The organism is Halorubrum sp. ASP1, assembly GCF_005435135.1.
GTDB lineage: Archaea > Halobacteriota > Halobacteria > Halobacteriales > Haloferacaceae > Halorubrum > Halorubrum tropicale.
This window is the reverse complement of sequence record NZ_SGUA01000006.1, coordinates 58,402-74,458: the sequence shown is the minus strand read 5'-3', so window position 1 is coordinate 74,458 and position 16,057 is coordinate 58,402. Positions and strand designations below refer to the sequence as shown.

The 16,057-nt window shown below is 72.4% G+C and carries 18 protein-coding genes; 8 read left to right on the top strand and 10 right to left on the bottom strand.

The window, feature by feature from the left end:
- The first annotated feature begins 13 nt into the window (after positions 1 to 13).
- The 3 genes from EXE48_RS10515 to EXE48_RS10505 all read left to right on the top strand — a co-directional run bounded on the left by EXE48_RS10515 (position 14) and on the right by EXE48_RS10505 (position 1,841).
- Entirely contained in the window at positions 14 to 829 is an 816-nt protein-coding gene (locus EXE48_RS10515; RefSeq protein WP_137711377.1) for an alanyl-tRNA editing protein, read from the top strand.
- Between the two features lie 82 nt (positions 830 to 911).
- Complete coding sequence (locus EXE48_RS10510) at positions 912 to 1,232, top strand: transcription factor S (RefSeq protein ID WP_053771321.1); 321 nt, start codon at positions 912 to 914, stop codon at positions 1,230 to 1,232.
- Positions 1,233 to 1,304: 72 nt separating this feature from the next.
- Positions 1,305 to 1,841, top strand: coding sequence for a DUF6517 family protein (locus tag EXE48_RS10505; protein ID WP_053771320.1), 537 nt, complete (start codon positions 1,305 to 1,307; stop codon positions 1,839 to 1,841).
- 7 nt (positions 1,842 to 1,848) lie between these two features.
- Here the strand turns inward: EXE48_RS10505 and EXE48_RS10500 are convergent, their stop codons facing one another.
- From EXE48_RS10500 to EXE48_RS10490, 3 genes are read right to left on the bottom strand one after another with little or no spacing between them, the layout of a single operon-like run.
- A complete protein-coding gene (locus EXE48_RS10500) occupies positions 1,849 to 2,415 on the bottom strand; it encodes a DUF7332 family protein (protein ID WP_137711376.1) in 567 nt (188 codons plus the stop codon).
- Positions 2,416 to 2,462: 47 nt separating this feature from the next.
- A complete protein-coding gene (locus EXE48_RS10495) occupies positions 2,463 to 2,843 on the bottom strand; it encodes a methylglyoxal synthase (RefSeq protein WP_137705524.1) in 381 nt (126 codons plus the stop codon).
- Between the two features lie 49 nt (positions 2,844 to 2,892).
- The gene (locus EXE48_RS10490; protein ID WP_199236379.1) at positions 2,893 to 3,111 is read right to left on the bottom strand and encodes a hypothetical protein; all 219 of its coding nucleotides are present in this window, start codon (positions 3,109 to 3,111) and stop codon (positions 2,893 to 2,895) included.
- 157 nt (positions 3,112 to 3,268) lie between these two features.
- On the opposite strand from EXE48_RS10490, the gene EXE48_RS10485 reads away from it, so the two are divergent.
- The 3 genes from EXE48_RS10485 (at position 3,269) to EXE48_RS10475 (ending at position 8,420) form a co-directional block, all read left to right on the top strand.
- The gene (locus EXE48_RS10485; protein ID WP_137711374.1) at positions 3,269 to 5,302 is read left to right on the top strand and encodes a hydantoinase/oxoprolinase family protein; all 2,034 of its coding nucleotides are present in this window, start codon (positions 3,269 to 3,271) and stop codon (positions 5,300 to 5,302) included.
- Positions 5,299 to 6,930, top strand: coding sequence for a hydantoinase B/oxoprolinase family protein (locus EXE48_RS10480; protein WP_137711373.1), 1,632 nt, complete (start codon positions 5,299 to 5,301; stop codon positions 6,928 to 6,930). Before EXE48_RS10485 ends, EXE48_RS10480 begins: the two co-directional genes overlap by 4 nt.
- A 95-nt stretch (positions 6,931 to 7,025) precedes the next feature.
- Complete coding sequence (locus EXE48_RS10475) at positions 7,026 to 8,420, top strand: APC family permease (protein ID WP_137711372.1); 1,395 nt, start codon at positions 7,026 to 7,028, stop codon at positions 8,418 to 8,420.
- 39 nt (positions 8,421 to 8,459) lie between these two features.
- Here the strand turns inward: EXE48_RS10475 and EXE48_RS10470 are convergent, their stop codons facing one another.
- Positions 8,460 to 10,385 carry a beta-CASP ribonuclease aCPSF1 gene (locus EXE48_RS10470; protein ID WP_053771313.1) on the bottom strand — a complete coding sequence of 642 codons (1,926 nt, stop codon included), beginning with the start codon at positions 10,383 to 10,385 and terminating at the stop codon, positions 8,460 to 8,462.
- Between the two features lie 221 nt (positions 10,386 to 10,606).
- Here EXE48_RS10470 and EXE48_RS10465 point away from each other — a divergent pair, with 221 nt between their 5' ends.
- Entirely contained in the window at positions 10,607 to 11,128 is a 522-nt protein-coding gene (locus EXE48_RS10465) for a DUF7984 family protein (RefSeq protein WP_053771312.1), read from the top strand.
- A gap of 15 nt (positions 11,129 to 11,143) precedes the next feature.
- On the opposite strand, the gene EXE48_RS10460 is transcribed toward EXE48_RS10465, so the two are convergent.
- The 6 genes from EXE48_RS10460 to EXE48_RS10435 all read right to left on the bottom strand — a co-directional run bounded on the left by EXE48_RS10460 (position 11,144) and on the right by EXE48_RS10435 (position 15,656).
- Entirely contained in the window at positions 11,144 to 12,010 is an 867-nt protein-coding gene (locus tag EXE48_RS10460; RefSeq protein WP_137705522.1) for an SDR family oxidoreductase, read from the bottom strand.
- 66 nt (positions 12,011 to 12,076) lie between these two features.
- Positions 12,077 to 12,856 (bottom strand): archaeal proteasome endopeptidase complex subunit alpha, encoded by a 780-nt coding sequence (gene psmA, locus EXE48_RS10455; protein WP_137705521.1) that lies wholly within the window; start codon positions 12,854 to 12,856, stop codon positions 12,077 to 12,079.
- Positions 12,857 to 12,860: 4 nt separating this feature from the next.
- The gene (locus EXE48_RS10450) at positions 12,861 to 13,340 is read right to left on the bottom strand and encodes an Rpp14/Pop5 family protein (protein ID WP_053771309.1); all 480 of its coding nucleotides are present in this window, start codon (positions 13,338 to 13,340) and stop codon (positions 12,861 to 12,863) included.
- A gap of 10 nt (positions 13,341 to 13,350) precedes the next feature.
- Positions 13,351 to 13,974 (bottom strand): class I SAM-dependent methyltransferase, encoded by a 624-nt coding sequence (locus EXE48_RS10445; protein WP_053771308.1) that lies wholly within the window; start codon positions 13,972 to 13,974, stop codon positions 13,351 to 13,353.
- Positions 13,955 to 14,731 carry an RNase P subunit p30 family protein gene (locus EXE48_RS10440; RefSeq protein ID WP_053771307.1) on the bottom strand — a complete coding sequence of 259 codons (777 nt, stop codon included), beginning with the start codon at positions 14,729 to 14,731 and terminating at the stop codon, positions 13,955 to 13,957. The genes EXE48_RS10445 and EXE48_RS10440 overlap by 20 nt, the downstream gene beginning before the upstream one ends.
- Positions 14,732 to 14,792: 61 nt before the next feature.
- Complete coding sequence (locus EXE48_RS10435; protein WP_137711371.1) at positions 14,793 to 15,656, bottom strand: DUF6498-containing protein; 864 nt, start codon at positions 15,654 to 15,656, stop codon at positions 14,793 to 14,795.
- A gap of 79 nt (positions 15,657 to 15,735) precedes the next feature.
- On the opposite strand from EXE48_RS10435, the gene EXE48_RS10430 reads away from it, so the two are divergent.
- Complete coding sequence (locus EXE48_RS10430) at positions 15,736 to 16,020, top strand: DUF357 domain-containing protein (protein ID WP_053771305.1); 285 nt, start codon at positions 15,736 to 15,738, stop codon at positions 16,018 to 16,020.
- Positions 16,021 to 16,057 lie beyond the last annotated feature (37 nt).

Below are 16,057 nucleotides of genomic sequence, written 5' to 3'. Positions count from 1 at the left end.
CCTTCCCGGACCCGTGACCGAGCGACTCTACCTCGCGGACGACGCGGTGACGACGTTCGAGGCGACCGTCGAGCGCGTCCTCTCCGACCCGCACCGGATCGTCCTCGACCGGACGCACTTCTACCCGACCGGGGGCGGCCAGCCGCACGATACCGGGACGATCCGCGCGGTCGACGGCGATCAGGGCACTCGCTGGCGCATCGTGGACGTCGAGATGCGAGACACGGTGTACCACGAGGTCGAACCGGTCGACGGCACGGCGGGCGCGGACGACGACGCGAGCGACGCGACCGCGCAAGTCTCGCTCCCGGAACCGGGGTCGGAGGTCGCCTGCGAGGTCGACGCCGACCGGCGCGCCGCGCACTCGCGGTACCACACCGCACAGCACCTGCTGTCGGCGCTGCTGCTCGACGAGTTCGACGCGCCGACGACCGGCAACCAGCTGTACCGCGACCGGGCGCGCCTCGACGCCGAGTACGACCGGTTCACGGACGGCGACCTCGACCGGATCGAGGCTCGGCTCAACGAGCTCGTCGCCGACGGGCGGGCGGTGTCGAGCTACACGATGGACCGCGAGACCGCGGAGGCGACGCTGGACACCGACCGGACGCGGATCGACCTCCTCCCCGACTCGATCGAGGAGCTGCGGATCGTCGAGATAGCGGGCGCGGACGCCGACGACGAGCCGTACGACCGCACCGCCTGCGCGGGGACCCACGTCGCGAACACCGCGGACATCGGGGAGGTCGTCGTCACCGGCCGGGAGACGAAGGGGCCCGAGGAGGAGCGCGTCCGCTTCGCGCTCGCCGACCACGTCGACGCGGACTGACGGCGGCGTGGGCGCCCCGCGGGCGCGTCCGCCGCTCGCCCGCGATCCCGCCGTTTAAATACGATCCGCGGTAGGTTCGGGCATGAAGTTCTGCGACGAGTGCGGATCCATGATGAAGTCCGGCGAGGGCGAGGACCACTGGGTGTGCGACTCCTGCGGCCACGAGATCGGGCGCGACGAGGGCGACGACGAGTGGACGACCGAGTCGCAGGTCGAGTCGGAGATCGTCGACGTGAGCGACGCCGAGGACAAGGGGCTCCCGACGACGACGGCCCAGTGTCCCGAGTGCGACAACGACCAGGCGTACTGGTACATGCAGCAGATCCGCGCGGCCGACGAGTCCGAGACCCGCTTTTTCGTCTGTACCGAGTGCGAGCACAAGTGGCGCGAAGACGACCACTGAGCACCGACGCGCCCGCCCGACCGTTCCTTCCCCGCCCGTCCGTTTTATTCCCGTCCGGAGAGAGGCGGGACCATGGAGCCGCCTGTCGTCCCCCGCGACCGCCTTGAGGGCTGGACGCTCGTCGCGGAGGCGACGGAACGCCCGTTCGAGGCCGGTCCCGTCTCGGTCACGGCGGGGACGGCGCGGTACGAGCGCGAGACCCCGCCCCCGCGGCCGTTCTTCTTCGCGAGCCGGCTCCGCATCTCGCCCGACACCGGACCGAACCCCGCCCTGACCCGGCTCGTCGAGTCCCGGGCCCGCGAGGGGTTCCGCGACCGCCTCGCCGACCGGCGCATCGGCGACCTCGCGCGCCGCGACGAGCGGCGCCTCGACGTCGACGACCCCGCGGCGTCGCCCGCAACGCTCACCGTGTTCCACGGGCGCTGCGCGGTCGACGGCGAGCGGGTCCCTGTGGAGGCGCTGCTCGCGGTGTGGGAGGCCGGCGAGTACCTGCTCGCCGGCGGCGCCTACCCGACCGGCGACGGGTTCGAAGCGACCCGTCAGGGCGTGTTGCGACTGGTCCGCGGCGTTCGGCTTCCGGCGTCGTCGGACGCGGTAGACAGCTCGTGAGGACCGGTCAGCAGGCGACAGCGCCGGCGCTCGACTCGATCGGCGACCCGTCGTCCTCGTAGTCCGCGTCGCCGACCGCGCCGGCGAACATCGGGAGCCGCATCTCGTAGGTGTACAGCACGTCGAACGCCGCGAGCGGGTCGAAGCCGTTCGCGATCGCCTCCCGCCCGGTCAGCCTGACCCCCGCCGCGAGCGTCACGATCGGCTCGCCGTCGAGGCGCCCGGCGGTCTCGACGCCGAACTCGTTCCCCGCGGCGGGGTCGGTCAGCACGGAGAGGTGGACCACCGTCTCCATCGTCGTCCCGCCCTCGCCGTCGCCGATCGTGATGGGGTATCCCCGCCCGGAGAAACAGCGCGTGAGCGGCGGCGCCGCGCTCCGGTTCGCGTCGGCGCCGGTGCCGACGGTCGCCGGACGGTCCGCGGGCGCGCCGCCGACCGACTGGACGGTCGCTCCCTGAACGCTGGCGTCCGCTCCGGACGCCGCCGGTTGGCCCGCGACCGCGCCGGCGCCGACGCTCGCGGCGAGCAGCAGCAGCGAGAGGGCGAGGGCGCGGGTCCGTCGCGGGCGCGTCATCGGCCGCCCTTTCGGCCGCCCGGGTTAAAGCACCGCGGTCCGCGGTATCAGTCGAGAGAATCGCCGTCCAGGAGTCCCTCGACGAGCAGCTCCGCGGACGCCACGTTCGTCGCCAACGGCACGTCCTTCACGTCGCAGACCCGCAGCAGCGCCGAGATGTCGGGCTCGTGCGCCTGCGCGGTCAGGGGATCGCGGAGGAACACGACCCCGTCGATCCTATCGTCCGCGATCATCCCTCCGATCTGGAGGTCGCCGCCGTACGGTCCCGAGGCCTGTCGATTCACGGCGAGCCCGGTCGCGTCCGAGATGCGCTTGCCCGTCGTCCCGGTGGTGACAAGTTCGCACTCGTCGAGGGCGCCGGTGTGTCGCTCGACGAACGCGACCATCTCGTCCTTCAGCTCGTCGTGTGCAATGAGCGCGATGCGCATACGTGGCGCTCGCTCCGGCGTCGCTTAAACGCTCGCCTCGCCGCGGCGTTCACTCCACCGCCGCGGGGCCGTCGCCCGGACCGTCGCCGTCGTTCGGGCCCTCCCCGGTGCCGTGGCCGTCACCGTCGCTGCCGTCTGTTCCCCCGGACGCCAAGGACGCCCCGAACGGGCCGAGCGCGACGCGGGCCAGCGTCCCGGGGCTGTGTCGGCGGATCACCAGCAGGGCGTTGGCCGCGAACACGGCGACGCCGAGCGTCGCGAGCGACACCCCGACGAGCGCCGCGCGGCGAACGGATCGAGTCCGTCGGGCCGCCGAACGGGGCGGTGTTAAGTCCGTCCGGTGACGAGGACGGGCCATGCCACGCGACCGAGCCACGTCGCCGCTCGGCGTCCGGACGCTCCGCGACGCCGCGGGGGTGTCGTAGATGGGCGGCGGAACGACCGACGGCCGGGCGACGGACGCGCGAGCCGTCGGCGTCGACGTCGGCGGGACGTTCACCGACGTCGCGCTCGCGCTCGACGACCGCCTCGTCACCGCGAAGGTGCCGAGCACCGACGATCAGAGCAAGGGCGTCGCGGCCGGCGTCGAGAAGGCCTGCGAGGCGGCCGGGATCGACCCCGAGAGCGTGACCGAGTTCTCCCACGCGATGACCGTCTCCGTCAACGCGCTCCTGGAGGGCGACGGCGCGCGGACCGCGCTCGTGACGACCGAGGGCTTCCGCGACGTGCTGGAGATCGGCCGGCAGACCCGGCCGTCGCTGTACGACCTCGACGCCGAGAAGCCGGCCCCCCTCGTTCCCCGGCGCCGGCGGTTCGAGGTCCCCGAGCGCGCGACCGTCGACGGGATCGAGCGACCGGTCGACGACGCGGCGATCGAGTCGCTCGTCGCCGACCTCCGCGACGCCGACGTCGAGTCCGTCGCCGTGTGCCTGCTCCACGCCTACGCCCACCCTGAGAACGAGGACCGCCTCGCGGACGCGCTCCGCGACGCGCTCGACGCGCCCGTCTCGGCCTCCAACGAGGTGCTGCCGGAGTTCCGCGAGTACGAGCGCACCTCCACCACGGTGGTCGACGCCTACGTCCGCCCGGCGATCGACGGCTACGTCGGCCGCCTCACCGAGCGGGCGCGGGACCTCGGGCTGCCCCAGCCGCGGATCATGCAGGCCAACGGCGGCGTCACCGACGCCGAGACGGTCAGGCGGAACGCCGTGACGACCGTCCTCTCCGGGCCCGCCGCCGGGGTCGTGGGCGCGAGCGCCACGGCCGCGAGCGACGCCGAGCGCGACGGCCTGATCACCTTCGACATGGGCGGCACTTCCAGCGACGTGAGCCTCGTCCGGGACGGCGAGGTCGAGCGGACGACGGAGTCGGCGATCGCCGACCGGCCGATCGGCACCCCGATGGTCGACGTCGAGACCGTGGGCGCCGGCGGCGGGTCGATCGCGCGGGTCGACGCCGGCGGCGCGCTCCGGATCGGCCCGCGCTCCGCGGGCGCCGACCCCGGCCCGGCCTGCTACGGGAAGGGGGGAACGGAGCCGACCGTCACCGACGCGGACCTCGTCTTAGGGTACGTCGGCGCGGACACCGACCTGGGCGGCGACCTCTCGCTCGACGCCGCGGCCGCCCGCGACGCCCTCGCCGACCTCGCCGACGAGGCGGGAATGGAGGGGCCGGTCGCGGCCGCGCTCGGCGTCCACCGCGTCGCGAACGCCGACATGACCCGCGCGATGCGATCCGTCACGGTCGAGCGCGGCCACGACCCGCGCGGGTTCGGCCTCGTCGCGTTCGGCGGCGCCGGCCCGATGCACGCGGTCGCGATCGCCGACGGCCTCGACGTCGAGCGCGTCGTCGTGCCGCGCGCCTCCGGCGTCCTGTCGGCGTACGGCCTGCTCGCGGCCGACGAGACGCGCGACGCGGTGCGGACCCGGCAGGCCCCCCTCGCCGAGGTCGACCCCGACGCGGTCGAGGCCGTCTACGCGGAGCTGACCGAGGGGCTGTCGGACGAGGTCAGCGACCCGGCGGCCGCGGGGATGGAGTACGCGGCGGACTGCCGCTACGCCGGACAGAGCTTCGAACTGACCGTCGACGTCGACCGACCGTTCGACCCCGCGGCGGTCGGCGAGCGGTTCGCGGCGGCCCACGAGTCGGCGTACGGCTACCGCGCCGGCGAGCCGGTCGAACTGGTGAACTGCCGCGCGACGGCGACGGTCCCGCGGACGGCCCCGGCGGTCGGCGTCGACGCCCCCGAGGACCCCGGTCCGCGGACGACGCGCGAGGCGGTGTTCCCCGACGGCGCCCGGGAGACGCCGGTCTACGACCGCGATCGGTTCCCGCTCGGCGAGGCCGTCGAAGGACCGGTCGTCGTCGAGGGGCCGGAGAGCACGGTCGTCGTCCCGCCGGGGTGGGGCGTGCGGCTCCGCGGCGACGGCGCGCTGGTCGCGGAGGTGAGCGAGGCGTGACGGGCGCCGACCTCGACCCGGTCACGCTGGAGATCCTCCGGAACCAACTGGAGAGCGTCGCGGCCGAGATGGGCCACGTGCTGATCCGCGGGGCGTACTCGCCGAACATCAAGGAGCGCCAGGACTGCTCGACGGCGCTGTTCGACGCCGACGGGCGGATGGTCGCGCAGGCCGAGCACATCCCGGTCCACCTCGGGGCGATGCCGGACGCCGTCGACGCGGTCCTCGGGAAGGACCCGAAGCCGGGCGACGTGTTCGTCGTCAACGACCCGTTCGCGGGCGGGACCCACCTCCCGGACGTGACGCTCGTCTCGACGGTCGCGCCCCGCGGCGAGGTCGTCGGCTACGCGGTGTCGCGCGCGCACCACGCCGACGTGGGCGGGAGCGCGCCGGGGAGCATGCCGCCCGGCGCGCGGGAGATTTACGAGGAGGGGCTCAGGCTCCCGGCAGTCCGGCTCGTCGACGGCGGCCAGCCGAACGAGGCCGTCCGCGACCTGATCCTCGCCAACGTCCGCACGCCGGACGAGCGGGCGGCGGACCTCCGGGCGCAGCGCGCCGCGAACGCGCGCGCCGAGGAGCGGGTCGGCGAGCTGCTCGACGAGCACGGCGACGCGCTCCTCGACGCCTTCGACGCCGTCATCGACTACTCGCGCGACCGGATCGGGGCCGAGATCAGGGAGCTCCCGGACGGGACCTACCGCGCGCGAGACGTGCTCGAAGGCGACGGCGTGAGCGACGGGGACATCCCGGTCGAAGCCGCGGTCACCGTCGACGGCGCGTCCCTCGACGTCGACTTCGCCGGCACCGCCGACCAGGTGCCTGGAAACCTGAACGCCCCGTTCTCGGTCGCGAAGAGCGCGGTCTACTTCGTGGTCCGCGCGATCACCGACCCGGAGATCCCACCGAATCACGGCTGTTACGAGCCGGTGTCGATATCGGCGCCCGAGGGGTCGCTGCTCGCCCCGCGCCCGCCGGCCGCGGTCGTCGGCGGCAACGTCGAGACGAGCCAGCGCGTCACCGACGTGACGCTGGCGGCGCTCGCCGAGGCGGTCCCGGCGGTCGTCCCGGCCGGCGGCCAGGGGACGATGAACAACCTGATAATCGGCGACCGCGCCGGCGAGTTCACCTACTACGAGACCATCGCCGGCGGCTTCGGCGCCCGGCCGGGCAAGGACGGGATGGACGGCGTCCAGGTCGGGATGACGAACACGCTCAACACCCCCGTCGAGGCGCTGGAGGCGGCGTACCCGCTCCGGATCGAGCGCTACGCCCTCCGCCCGTCGAGCGGCGGCGACGGCCGGCACCGGGGCGGCCTCGGCGTCGAGCGGCGCCTCACCGTCGAGGCGGACGCGACCGTCTCGCTGCTGACGGAGCGGCGCCGGACCGCCCCGCGCGGGCTCGACGGCGGCGGCGACGGCGCGCTCGGCGAGAACCTGATCGACGGGGAGCCGGTCCCGGCGAAGGCGTCCGTCGACGTCCCGGCCGGCACGGCGGTCTCGGTCCGCACGCCGGGCGGCGGCGGGCACGGCGACCCCGCCGAGCGCGACCCCGAGGCGCGGGAGCGAGACCGGCGCGACGGGAAGGTCGACGCGAGCGGCGACGGACCCGACGACGACCGGCGGAAGTGAGCGGCGGCCGTCCGCCGCGTTATCGGACCCGAAATACGCGAGTCCTCTATTACTGATCGCGAAGGATTAACTGTGGGTATTCCAAGCGATAGGTAATGAGCGAAGGGGACCTGAGCCGGGATCTCGGGCTCTATTCGGCGGTGACGCTGAGCATGGGCGCCATGATCGGCGGCGGCATTTTCGTCCTCCCGGCGGTCGGCTACGAGAAGGCCGGCCCGGCGGTCATCTTCGCGTACCTGATCGCCGGCCTGATCGTCCTCCCGAACGCGCTCTCGAAGGCCGAGATGGCGACGGCGATGCCCGAGGACGGCGGGACCTACATCTACATCGACCGCGCGATGGGCCCGCTGTTCGGAACGATCGCGGGCGTCGGCGTCTGGTTCTCGCTCGTGTTCAAGAGCGCGTTCGCGCTCGTCGGCCTCGGCGCCTACCTGCTGTTGCTCGTGAACATTCCATTCGGCCTCGTCAAGACGGTCGCGCTCGTCCTCGGGGTCGTCGTCATCCTGCTCAACGTCGTCGGCACGGAGAAGAGCGGGCAGGTACAGAGCGTCCTCGTCACCTTCGTCGTGCTCGTGCTCGGCGCCTACGTCGTCGGCGGGATCCGGCCGGCGGAGTCGGCGCAGTACGTCCCGTTCACGACCCACGGCGTCGGCGGGATCGCGACCGCCGCCGCCTTCGTGTTCGTCTCGTACGCGGGGATCGGCGAGGTCGCGTCCGTCGCCGAGGAGATCGCCGACCCGGACCGGAACATCCCGCTCGCGATGCTCGTCTCCATCGGCGTGATGATGGCAATATACACGGCGGTCGTGGCCGTCGCCGTCGGCGTCGTGCCGGGCGAGACCCTCGTCACCGGCGGTCCGGGCGGCGGGACTTCCCTCACGCCGATGGCCGACAGCGCGGCGCGGGTGTTCGGCGGCGCCGGCGTCACCGTCGTCGCGGTCACCGCCGTCCTCGCGCTCACCAGCATGGCGAACGCGGGCGTCTTGGGGACCTCTCGGTTCCTGCTCGCGATGAGCCGCGACTCGCTCATCCCCGCGCGCGTCGGGCGGATCAACCCCCGGTTCCTCACGCCGGTGAACGCCGTCCTCGTCACCGGCGCGCTGCTGCTCGCGCTCATCGCGTTCGTCCCGGTGGTCGACCTGGCGAAGCTGGCGAGCGCCTTCCTCATCCTCGTCTTCTCGCTGGAGAACCTCTCCGTGATCGTCTTCCGGGAGGCCGACGTGGACTTCTACGACCCGGACTTCCGGTCTCCGGGGTACCCGGTGTTACAGATACTCGGCGTGATCGGCGGCGCCGTGCTGATCGTTCAGATGGGGCGCCTCTCGATCCTCGGCGCGGTCGGCATCACCCTCGGAAGCCTCGCGTGGTACCTCGCGTACGCGCGCTCGCGGACCGCTCGCACCGGCGCGCTGGCGACGTTCCTCGACCGTGACGACGACGCCACGGACCCGCCGGACGAGGCCGCCGCCGCGGAACAGCGAGACGACTGACGGCGCGGCGCTCTCGCCAGCACGCCAGTTCTCTACCGCCTACTTGAACCGGAACGTCTCCAAGTTCTTCGGCGCGAACGTCCGCATGTTGTAGTCGTGGTACAGCGACGACGAGAGGTCCTGGACCGAGCTCTCGTCGCCGTGGACGCACAGCACCTTCTCCGGGCGCGGGTTCATCGTCTTCACGAAGTTCTCTAAGCCCTGCCGGTCGGCGTGACCGGAGAAGCCGTCGACGACCTCGGTGTCCATCTCCAGGGTGAGCGTGTCGCCGCGGCTCCCGCCGCCCCAGCCGTCGACCGGGATCTCGTCCCAGCCGTTCTGGATCCGGCGGCCGAGCGTCCCCTGCGCCTGGTAGCCGACGAAGACGAGGTTCGAGTCCGGGTCGGGGCCGATGTGGCGGAGCCACGACATTATCGGCCCGCCCTCGATCATCCCCGACGTGGAGATGATGATACACTCGTCGCCGTCGGCGACGTCCTGTCGCTCCTCTTCGCCGCCGTCGATGTGGTTGAACTGGTCGGCCAGGAACGGGTTCTCGTCCTCGTGGAAGATGCGGTCGCGGAGGTCGTCGCGGAGGTACTCGGGGTAGGTGGTGTGGATCGCCGTCGCCTCCCAGATCATCCCGTCGAGGTGGACGGGCATCTCCGGGATCTCGCCCTCGCGCATCGCCTCCTCCAAGACGAGCATGATCTCCTGAGAGCGTCCGACCGCGAAGGCGGGGATGACGACCTTCCCGCCCTGCTCGTACGTCTCGTTGATGACGCGTTTGAGCGCCTCCTCGGAGTCCTCCTGATCGGTCTGGTAGTCGTTGCGGCCGCCGTAGGTGGACTCCAGGACGAGCGTCTCGACGCGCGGGAAGTCGTTGACCGCGCCGTTGAACAGCCGCGTGTCCTCGTAGTGGATGTCGCCGGAGAAGGCGACGTTGTAGAGGCCGTCGCCGATGTGGAAGTGGGTGACGGCGCTGCCGAGGATGTGGCCGGCGTTGTGGAACGTGAGCTTCACGTCAGGCGCCACGTCGGTCACGTCGCCGTACTCCAGCGGGATGGTGTGTTTGATCGCGTCGCGGACCTGCGCGGACTCGTACGGCGGCGTCCGACCGTCCTTCGCCGCCACGTCGAGGTAGTCGAGCGTGAGCAGGCCCATCAGGTCGCGGGTCGGCTCCGTCGTGTAGATGGGGCCGTCGTAGCCGTACTTGAACAGGAGCGGGACCAGCGCCGAGTGGTCGAGGTGGGCGTGGGTCAACACGACCGCGTCGAGGGTCGCCGCGCCCGCGCCCAGCGCCTCGGGCACTTGGAGGTACGGCACCTCGCCCTCGGCGCCGGGCTTGTCGCCGCAGTCGATGAGGATCCGGGTCTCGGGCGTCGAGAGGATGAAGGCGGCGCGGCCGACCTCGCGGCAGCAGCCGAGCGTCGTGATCCGCACCCACTCGTCGTCGGACATCTCCTCGCGGTGGATCTGCCGGCCGACGCGTTCGAGGATGTCGCGGCGCTCCTCGCGCTCGTTCTTCAGGAAGCCGCGGACGTTCGAGACGGTGGAGGACTCGATCGGCGGCGTCCGAACGACCTCGGGGGTCCAGCCGACCTCCTGGGTGATCTCGCGGAGGGTCGAGCCGCGGCGGCCGATCACCATGCCGGGCTTCTCGGCCTCGATGACGACCTCGCCGGTGTCCTCGTGGAAGTCGAGATCCGTGACGCCGGCCTCCTCGGGGATCACCTCGCGGACCTGGTCCTCGGCCCGCGCCGGCGGCGAGAGGGCGCTCGGGTCCGGTCGGACCGTGATCCGCTTGCGGAGCTTCGAGGCGAGCCGCCGGATCAGGTCGCCGTCGCCGGCGAACCGCTTCGGGTCGCGCGTGTACACGACCAGCTCCGGCCCCTCGTATTTCACGTCGGTGACCGTGATGTCGTTCGGAATCTCCTGTTCGATCTCTGATTTCAACGTATCGAGCTGCTTGTCGACTTGACTCATATCTCACTGCGGGTCGTCGGGGCCGCCGTCGTCGTCGAATCGCGTCGCGCGGCGACTCGGCGCCGATCGATCGGCCGTGACGGGGTAGGCATAGTGGAAGTACTGTCCGTACTGGTTCCGTACGCGGGAACAGCCAGCGAAAACCCGCTTGGATCACGGTACTGCCCCGCCGTTATAAAAGCCTTCGCAAAGGGCAAGCCCCGGCCGACCCAAGCCGGGCCATGCGCGTCACGCCGCAGACGGTCCGCGACGAACACGCCTGGGTCCGCGACCGCGCCGACGTGGTCGTCCCGATACTCAACGACACCCGCGACCGCCTCGGTCGCCTCTTCGACGCCGACGTGGACGCGGTCGCGCCCGACGCGTACCGCCGCGAGGTCGACGCCGTCTTCGCCGACGGCGAGGTCGCGGTCAACGTCGCGGGCTGCGTCGCGCTCTTACGCGACCTCGACGTCGAGGGCGACTACCCGGGCTTCGTCGTCGACGAGGCGCTGGGCCGCGAGCTGGCGGCGACGGTCGCCGGCGGGCGCCCGCTCTCGCTGCTCGCGCAGGCGACGTTCCACGTCGCCGACGTTCACGTGGACCGGGACGCGACGGCCGAGACGGATCGAGACGGCGCCGGCACCGCGGGGGCGGACGACCTCGACGCCGCGCTCGCGGCGGGGTTCCAGACGCGGCTGCCGGGCTGGGACTGGCGGGAGGGAGAGAGCCCGTTCGCGGTCGACGCGGGGGGTAGCGAGTGACGGACGCGCGGCCGTCTACGACGTGACGTTCCTGACGAGGCCGTACACCCGGTCGATCAGCGCGTCGGGAACGAACCGCGCGAGCACGCCGACGCGAGCGACCGTCCCGGGCTGGACTCGCGCGGGGGGCTGGGTCGCGCTCGCGGCGTCGTAGATGGCGTGCGCGACGAGCTCCGGCTCCACGGCCCCCGGGCCGTCGCCGCCCATCAGCTGCGCGTCCTCGAACATGGCGTAGAAGTCCGCGTAGGCGTCGGTGCGCTCGATCCCTTCGCGCTCCTCGGGGTCGGCCTCCCGCTCCGCGCGCTCGGAGAAGCTCGTCTTCACCGGGCCGGGCTCGACGACGACCACGTCGATGCCGAGGTCGGCCACCTCGTTGCGGAGCGCGTCCGACATCGCCTCCAGGGCGAACTTCGAGCCGCTGTACACGCCGCCGCCGGGGATCGACACCCGGCCGGCGACCGACGAGACGTTGACGATGGTCCCGTCGCGCTCGCGGCGCATGGAGGGGAGAACCGCGCGGATCAGCCGGTGCGGCCCGTACACGTTCACGTCGAACTGGTCGTGGACGCGGTCCGTGGTGACGTCCTCGACCGGGCCGAACTGGCCGTAGCCGGCGTTGTTGATCAGGGCGTCGATCGCGCCCTCCTCGTCTAGGATCCGCTCGACGACGCGGTCGATGTCGTCCCGATCGGTGACGTCGAGCGTGGCGAGCTCACAGCCCGCCTCGCCGAGCGCCTCGATGTCCGCCGGATTCCGCGCGGTAGCGTACACGGTCCATCCCTCGTCGAGGAACGCGTGCGCCGCGGCGCGGCCGATGCCCGAGGAACAGCCGGTGATGAGTACCGTCTTCTGCACGCGTCTCCGGTCAGTCTCCGACGCCATAACTCTCCCGACCGACGGCGGTCGAGCCGGAGACGCGCCGGCCGTCGCGCCCGCGGCGCCGACGACTTACTCCTCGTCGCTCTCGGCGTCGTCCGCGGCGTCCTCGTCCTCGTCGGTCGCGAGGAGGTCCCGCTCGTCGAGGACCCCCTCGATGTCGTCCGCGGACAGCTCGCCGTACTCGGGGTCGTCGACGGTGATCGTCGCGACGCCGACGCCGTCGGGCTCCAGTTCGCCGTCGTTCGACTGCGCGAGGGTGTCGAGCGCGAGCCCGACCGCCTCGTCCGTCGAGACGCCCTCCTCGTACTCCGCTTCGAGGTAGTCGCGGAGGTCGTTGCGGTCCGAGCCGATCGACAGCGCCTGCCACTCGTAGGGGGTGCCCGAGGGGTCGGTCTCGAACAGGCGCGGCTCGCCGTCCTCGATGCCGCCGACGATGAGCGCGACGCCGAACGGGCGCGCGCCGCCGACCTGCGTGTACTGCTGGATGTGGTCGGTGATGTTCTTCGTCAGCGTCTCGATGCCGACGGGCTCGCCGTAGCGGAGCTGGTTGATCTGCGCCTGCCGCCGGGCGAAGTCGATGAGCTGGCGCGCGTCGGCGACGTGACCGGCGCTCGCGACGCCGACGTGGTCGTCGGCCTTGTGGAGCTTCTCGATGCTCTCCGGCTCCATGAGGGGGGAGCGGGCGCGCTTGTCGGCCGCGAGGACGACGCCGTCCTCGGCGCGGACGCCGACGCTCGCCGTCCCTCGCTTCACCGCCTCCCGGGCGTACTCGACCTGGTAGAGTCGGCCGTCCGGAGAGAAGATTGTGATGCCGCGGTCGTACGCCTGCTGTTGGGATTGGCCCTGCATGATATCACTCGGTGTCGAACGTCGTCGCGCCGACGCGGCCCGACTCGGTCCGCACGTCGCACGCGTCTCCGCGTACGGTCGCGGTCCGCTCGGCGCCCTCGAACGCGACGTCTCGCTGTGTCGAACTGGCGGTCGCGCGACCCATATATCTTTCTTCACAGGCACGCACCGTCCCCGAAATCCCCCTGACGAGGATCCCGACCGGCTCGCCGTCGACCTCGCTCACGCAGGCTATCGCGGCGCGCGCGTCGTCGACGTGGCCGTGCCTGACGCGGACGACGGCCTCGCCGCTGCCGTCCGCGTGGTCGAACGACAGCAGCGTGAGGTCGGCGTCGGCGCTGCCGGCGTCGCCGAGGAGGTTGCCGGCGCTGTACCACAGCGCGCGCTGGAACGCCCGCCGACCGACCTCGGCGTCCGCCCACGACTCGATGCCGACCGCGACGTACCGCCACCGCGGCCGCAGGTGTTTCGGGAGGTGCTTCACGACGGGCCCCTCACGCCGGGAGCTCCCGGATCCGCTCGGCGACGATCACCGCCACCTGGTCGTGGACGCGCTCGACCGCGGTCACCGCGAACCCCTCGGCCGTGAACGCCTCGACGAGCGTGCCGACGGTCGCGGGGTCGTCGACCTCGGGGCTGTAGAACGGCTCGTCGGGGTCGGGCGCCTCGAAGAACGCCACGTCGCCGAGGACGATCCGGCGCGCGCCCGTCTCGGCCATCACCCGGATCGCCTCGCGCTTCTCGTCGTCCGCGAGGTGGTGGAGCGCGAAGTTCGAGGTGACGACGTCGACCCCCCGGTCCGGGTCGACCTCGGGCCCGCGGAACTCGCCGTACGCGAACTCGACGTTGTCGAGCCCGCGCTCGTCGGCCTTCCGGCGCCCCTCGTCCATCATCCCCTCGCTGATGTCGCGCGCGAGGACGCGCTCGGCGTCCTCGGCGACCGCGAGCGCGATGGCGCCGGTGCCGGCGCCGAGGTCGAGGACCACGTCGTCCGGACCGGGCGCCGCGTGGTCGATCACGAGGCTCGCGCAGGCGTGGTACTCCTCGCTCTTCGAGTCGTCGTACTCCGCGGCCTTCTCGGAGAACCGCTCCGCGTGTTCAGCGACCGTCTTCTTCATACCTGCCACGTCGGACCCCCGGCTCTATGAAGCCCTCGGAGCGGCGCTCGCGGTTGCGGTCGACCAGCTCGCCCCACGCCCGGAGCCCCTCGCGGACGGCCTCGGCGTCGAACCCGACCGCCTCGCCGACCGCGACCAGCTCTCGGGGCGCCCGCAGTTCGAGGTGCGAGCGGGCGTTCGCGCTCACGACGTACGGCGCGTCGTAGTGGTCGACGATCTCGCGGAGCTTCCGGAGGTCCGCGAGCGCCCGGACCCGCTTCCCGCCGGTCTCGCGGAGTGCCGGCCCGAAGTCGAACTCGACGCGGACGCCGTTGTCGCGCGCCGCCTTCGCGAGGACGTGGTTGAAGTCGCCGCCGGCCGCCATCGGCCGGACGAGGACGTCGACGCGGGCCTGCTCGACCGCGAACCGGTTCAGGGCGTCGTCCCCGCCGACGACGCAGACGACGGTCCGGTCGGAGCGGTAGTTCCCGACCGCGCCGGAGGCGCTCGTCGGACTGTCGGCGTCGATCTCGACCGCGTCGACCACGTCGATCCCGTACTCATCCCCGATGGCGGTCGGGTCGCGGACCGGGCGCTCGGCGCGGCCCGTTCCGACCGAGCCCCTCGCGTCGCCGGCCGCGGCGGAGCCGTCGTCGGCCGGGTCCAGCGCGTCGCGCGACCGCACGACGATCCCGTCGTAGCCGTGTCGCGCGGCGGTCGCCGCCTGGCGGGCGGCGGTCGCCTCCCCGTCGGGGGCGGCGTGAACGGCCTCGTACATGCCCCCTCCTTTCGCGGCCGAGCGTATCGGCGTTGCGCTTTCGGCGCTCCCGATCCGCAAATCACCCCTCGCCGGCGGACTCCTCCTCCTTCTTCCACTCGCGGCGCGGGTCCTCGCCGGTGAACCACGTCGCGACGCCGTCGGGGTCGTCCTCGCGGAACGCCCGCCGCCGCCCCCACTCGACGACCGCCTTGGCGAGCGTGATCGGGAGGAGGTACGGGAGGAGGACGGCCCCGACGCCGAACGCGTCGCCGACGCGGTCGAGCAGTCCGGGAGCGAGCGCCGCCTCGATCGCGAAGATCACGGCGGTGACGGGGACGACGGTCAGCGTGCCGATGACGAAGTAGAAGAAGACGACGCGCTGGGCGGCCTCGACGACCATGTACGGCGACTGATCCTCGTAGGCGCGCTGGGCGAAGAACTCCCGGCGTACCTCCGCGACCTGCGCGCCGCAGACGCCGAGCGTCGCCAGCGCGACCGTGGGCGTGAAATACGAGAGCGCGTCCCAGCCGACCGGCACGAGCGGGAACAGGAGGAAGACGAACACCCCGAGCGAGCGGCGGACGACGCGGAAGTTCCGCCGGTAGATCGGCGGGAGCCACGGGACGAGGCGGGTCGGCTCCGGCTCGCGCTCCCACACCTCGGCGCGCTCGGCGTCCTCGTCGTAGCCGGTGATGTAGAACGAGCGGTCCGCCAACACGATCGGTCGCTCGGCGAACATCGCGGCGGCGGCGTGAGCGAGGACGAGAACGGCCACCTCGATCCAGTACACCGCGAGCAGCTCGCCGACGCGCCAGCCGAACGCGACCACGCCGGCGAGCGGGAGGAGGTTCGTCGCGACGACGAGCGCCAGCGCCCCGCGACCCGTGGGGGCGAGCGGGCGCGACGGGCCGCGGTCGGACCTCGGTGATCCGTCGGAGGGCATCGTATCGGTACCGGTTCGCGTCGAACATAAATCTCGCCACCCCGCCGCCCTTTTTATTCGCTCGCGGGAACCACCGCGTATGGCCGCCGACTTGGAGGAGAAGACGGACCGCTACGAGCGGATGCTCGCGGACGCGTTGGCGGTCGCGGAACCCCGCCCCCCGGCCGACACGCCCCTGGGCGAGGCCGCGGCCGACGTGACCGAGATGGCCGAGTCGTACCTCGACGACGGGCGCCACTTCCGCGACGACGGCGACCCGGTGAACGCGCTCGCGTCGTACTCGTACGGTTACGGCTGGCTCGACGCCGCGGTGCGGCTCGGGCTGTTCGCGGTGCCCGACGACACCGAGCTGTTCACGACGTGAGGCCGCGACGCGGCGGCCGGTCGCCCGGAGCGCCCGC

What these genes read in the sequence shown, in the direction of transcription:
- EXE48_RS10470 (WP_053771313.1), bottom strand. Translation starts at nt 10,385, where the DNA reads ATGAGTCAAGTCGACAAGCAGCTCGATACGTTGAAATCAGAGATCGAA.
- EXE48_RS10430 (WP_053771305.1), top strand. Translation starts at nt 15,736, where the DNA reads ATGGCCGCCGACTTGGAGGAGAAGACGGACCGCTACGAGCGGATGCTC.
- EXE48_RS10465 (WP_053771312.1), top strand. Translation starts at nt 10,607, where the DNA reads ATGCGCGTCACGCCGCAGACGGTCCGCGACGAACACGCCTGGGTCCGC.
- EXE48_RS10435 (WP_137711371.1), bottom strand. Translation starts at nt 15,656, where the DNA reads ATGCCCTCCGACGGATCACCGAGGTCCGACCGCGGCCCGTCGCGCCCG.
- EXE48_RS10460 (WP_137705522.1), bottom strand. Translation starts at nt 12,010, where the DNA reads ATGGCGTCGGAGACTGACCGGAGACGCGTGCAGAAGACGGTACTCATC.
- EXE48_RS10440 (WP_053771307.1), bottom strand. Translation starts at nt 14,731, where the DNA reads ATGTACGAGGCCGTTCACGCCGCCCCCGACGGGGAGGCGACCGCCGCC.
- EXE48_RS10485 (WP_137711374.1), top strand. Translation starts at nt 3,269, where the DNA reads ATGGGCGGCGGAACGACCGACGGCCGGGCGACGGACGCGCGAGCCGTC.
- EXE48_RS10475 (WP_137711372.1), top strand. Translation starts at nt 7,026, where the DNA reads ATGAGCGAAGGGGACCTGAGCCGGGATCTCGGGCTCTATTCGGCGGTG.
- EXE48_RS10500 (WP_137711376.1), bottom strand. Translation starts at nt 2,415, where the DNA reads ATGACGCGCCCGCGACGGACCCGCGCCCTCGCCCTCTCGCTGCTGCTG.
- psmA (WP_137705521.1), bottom strand. Translation starts at nt 12,856, where the DNA reads ATGCAGGGCCAATCCCAACAGCAGGCGTACGACCGCGGCATCACAATC.
- EXE48_RS10445 (WP_053771308.1), bottom strand. Translation starts at nt 13,974, where the DNA reads ATGAAGAAGACGGTCGCTGAACACGCGGAGCGGTTCTCCGAGAAGGCC.
- EXE48_RS10505 (WP_053771320.1), top strand. Translation starts at nt 1,305, where the DNA reads ATGGAGCCGCCTGTCGTCCCCCGCGACCGCCTTGAGGGCTGGACGCTC.
- EXE48_RS10510 (WP_053771321.1), top strand. Translation starts at nt 912, where the DNA reads ATGAAGTTCTGCGACGAGTGCGGATCCATGATGAAGTCCGGCGAGGGC.
- EXE48_RS10495 (WP_137705524.1), bottom strand. Translation starts at nt 2,843, where the DNA reads ATGCGCATCGCGCTCATTGCACACGACGAGCTGAAGGACGAGATGGTC.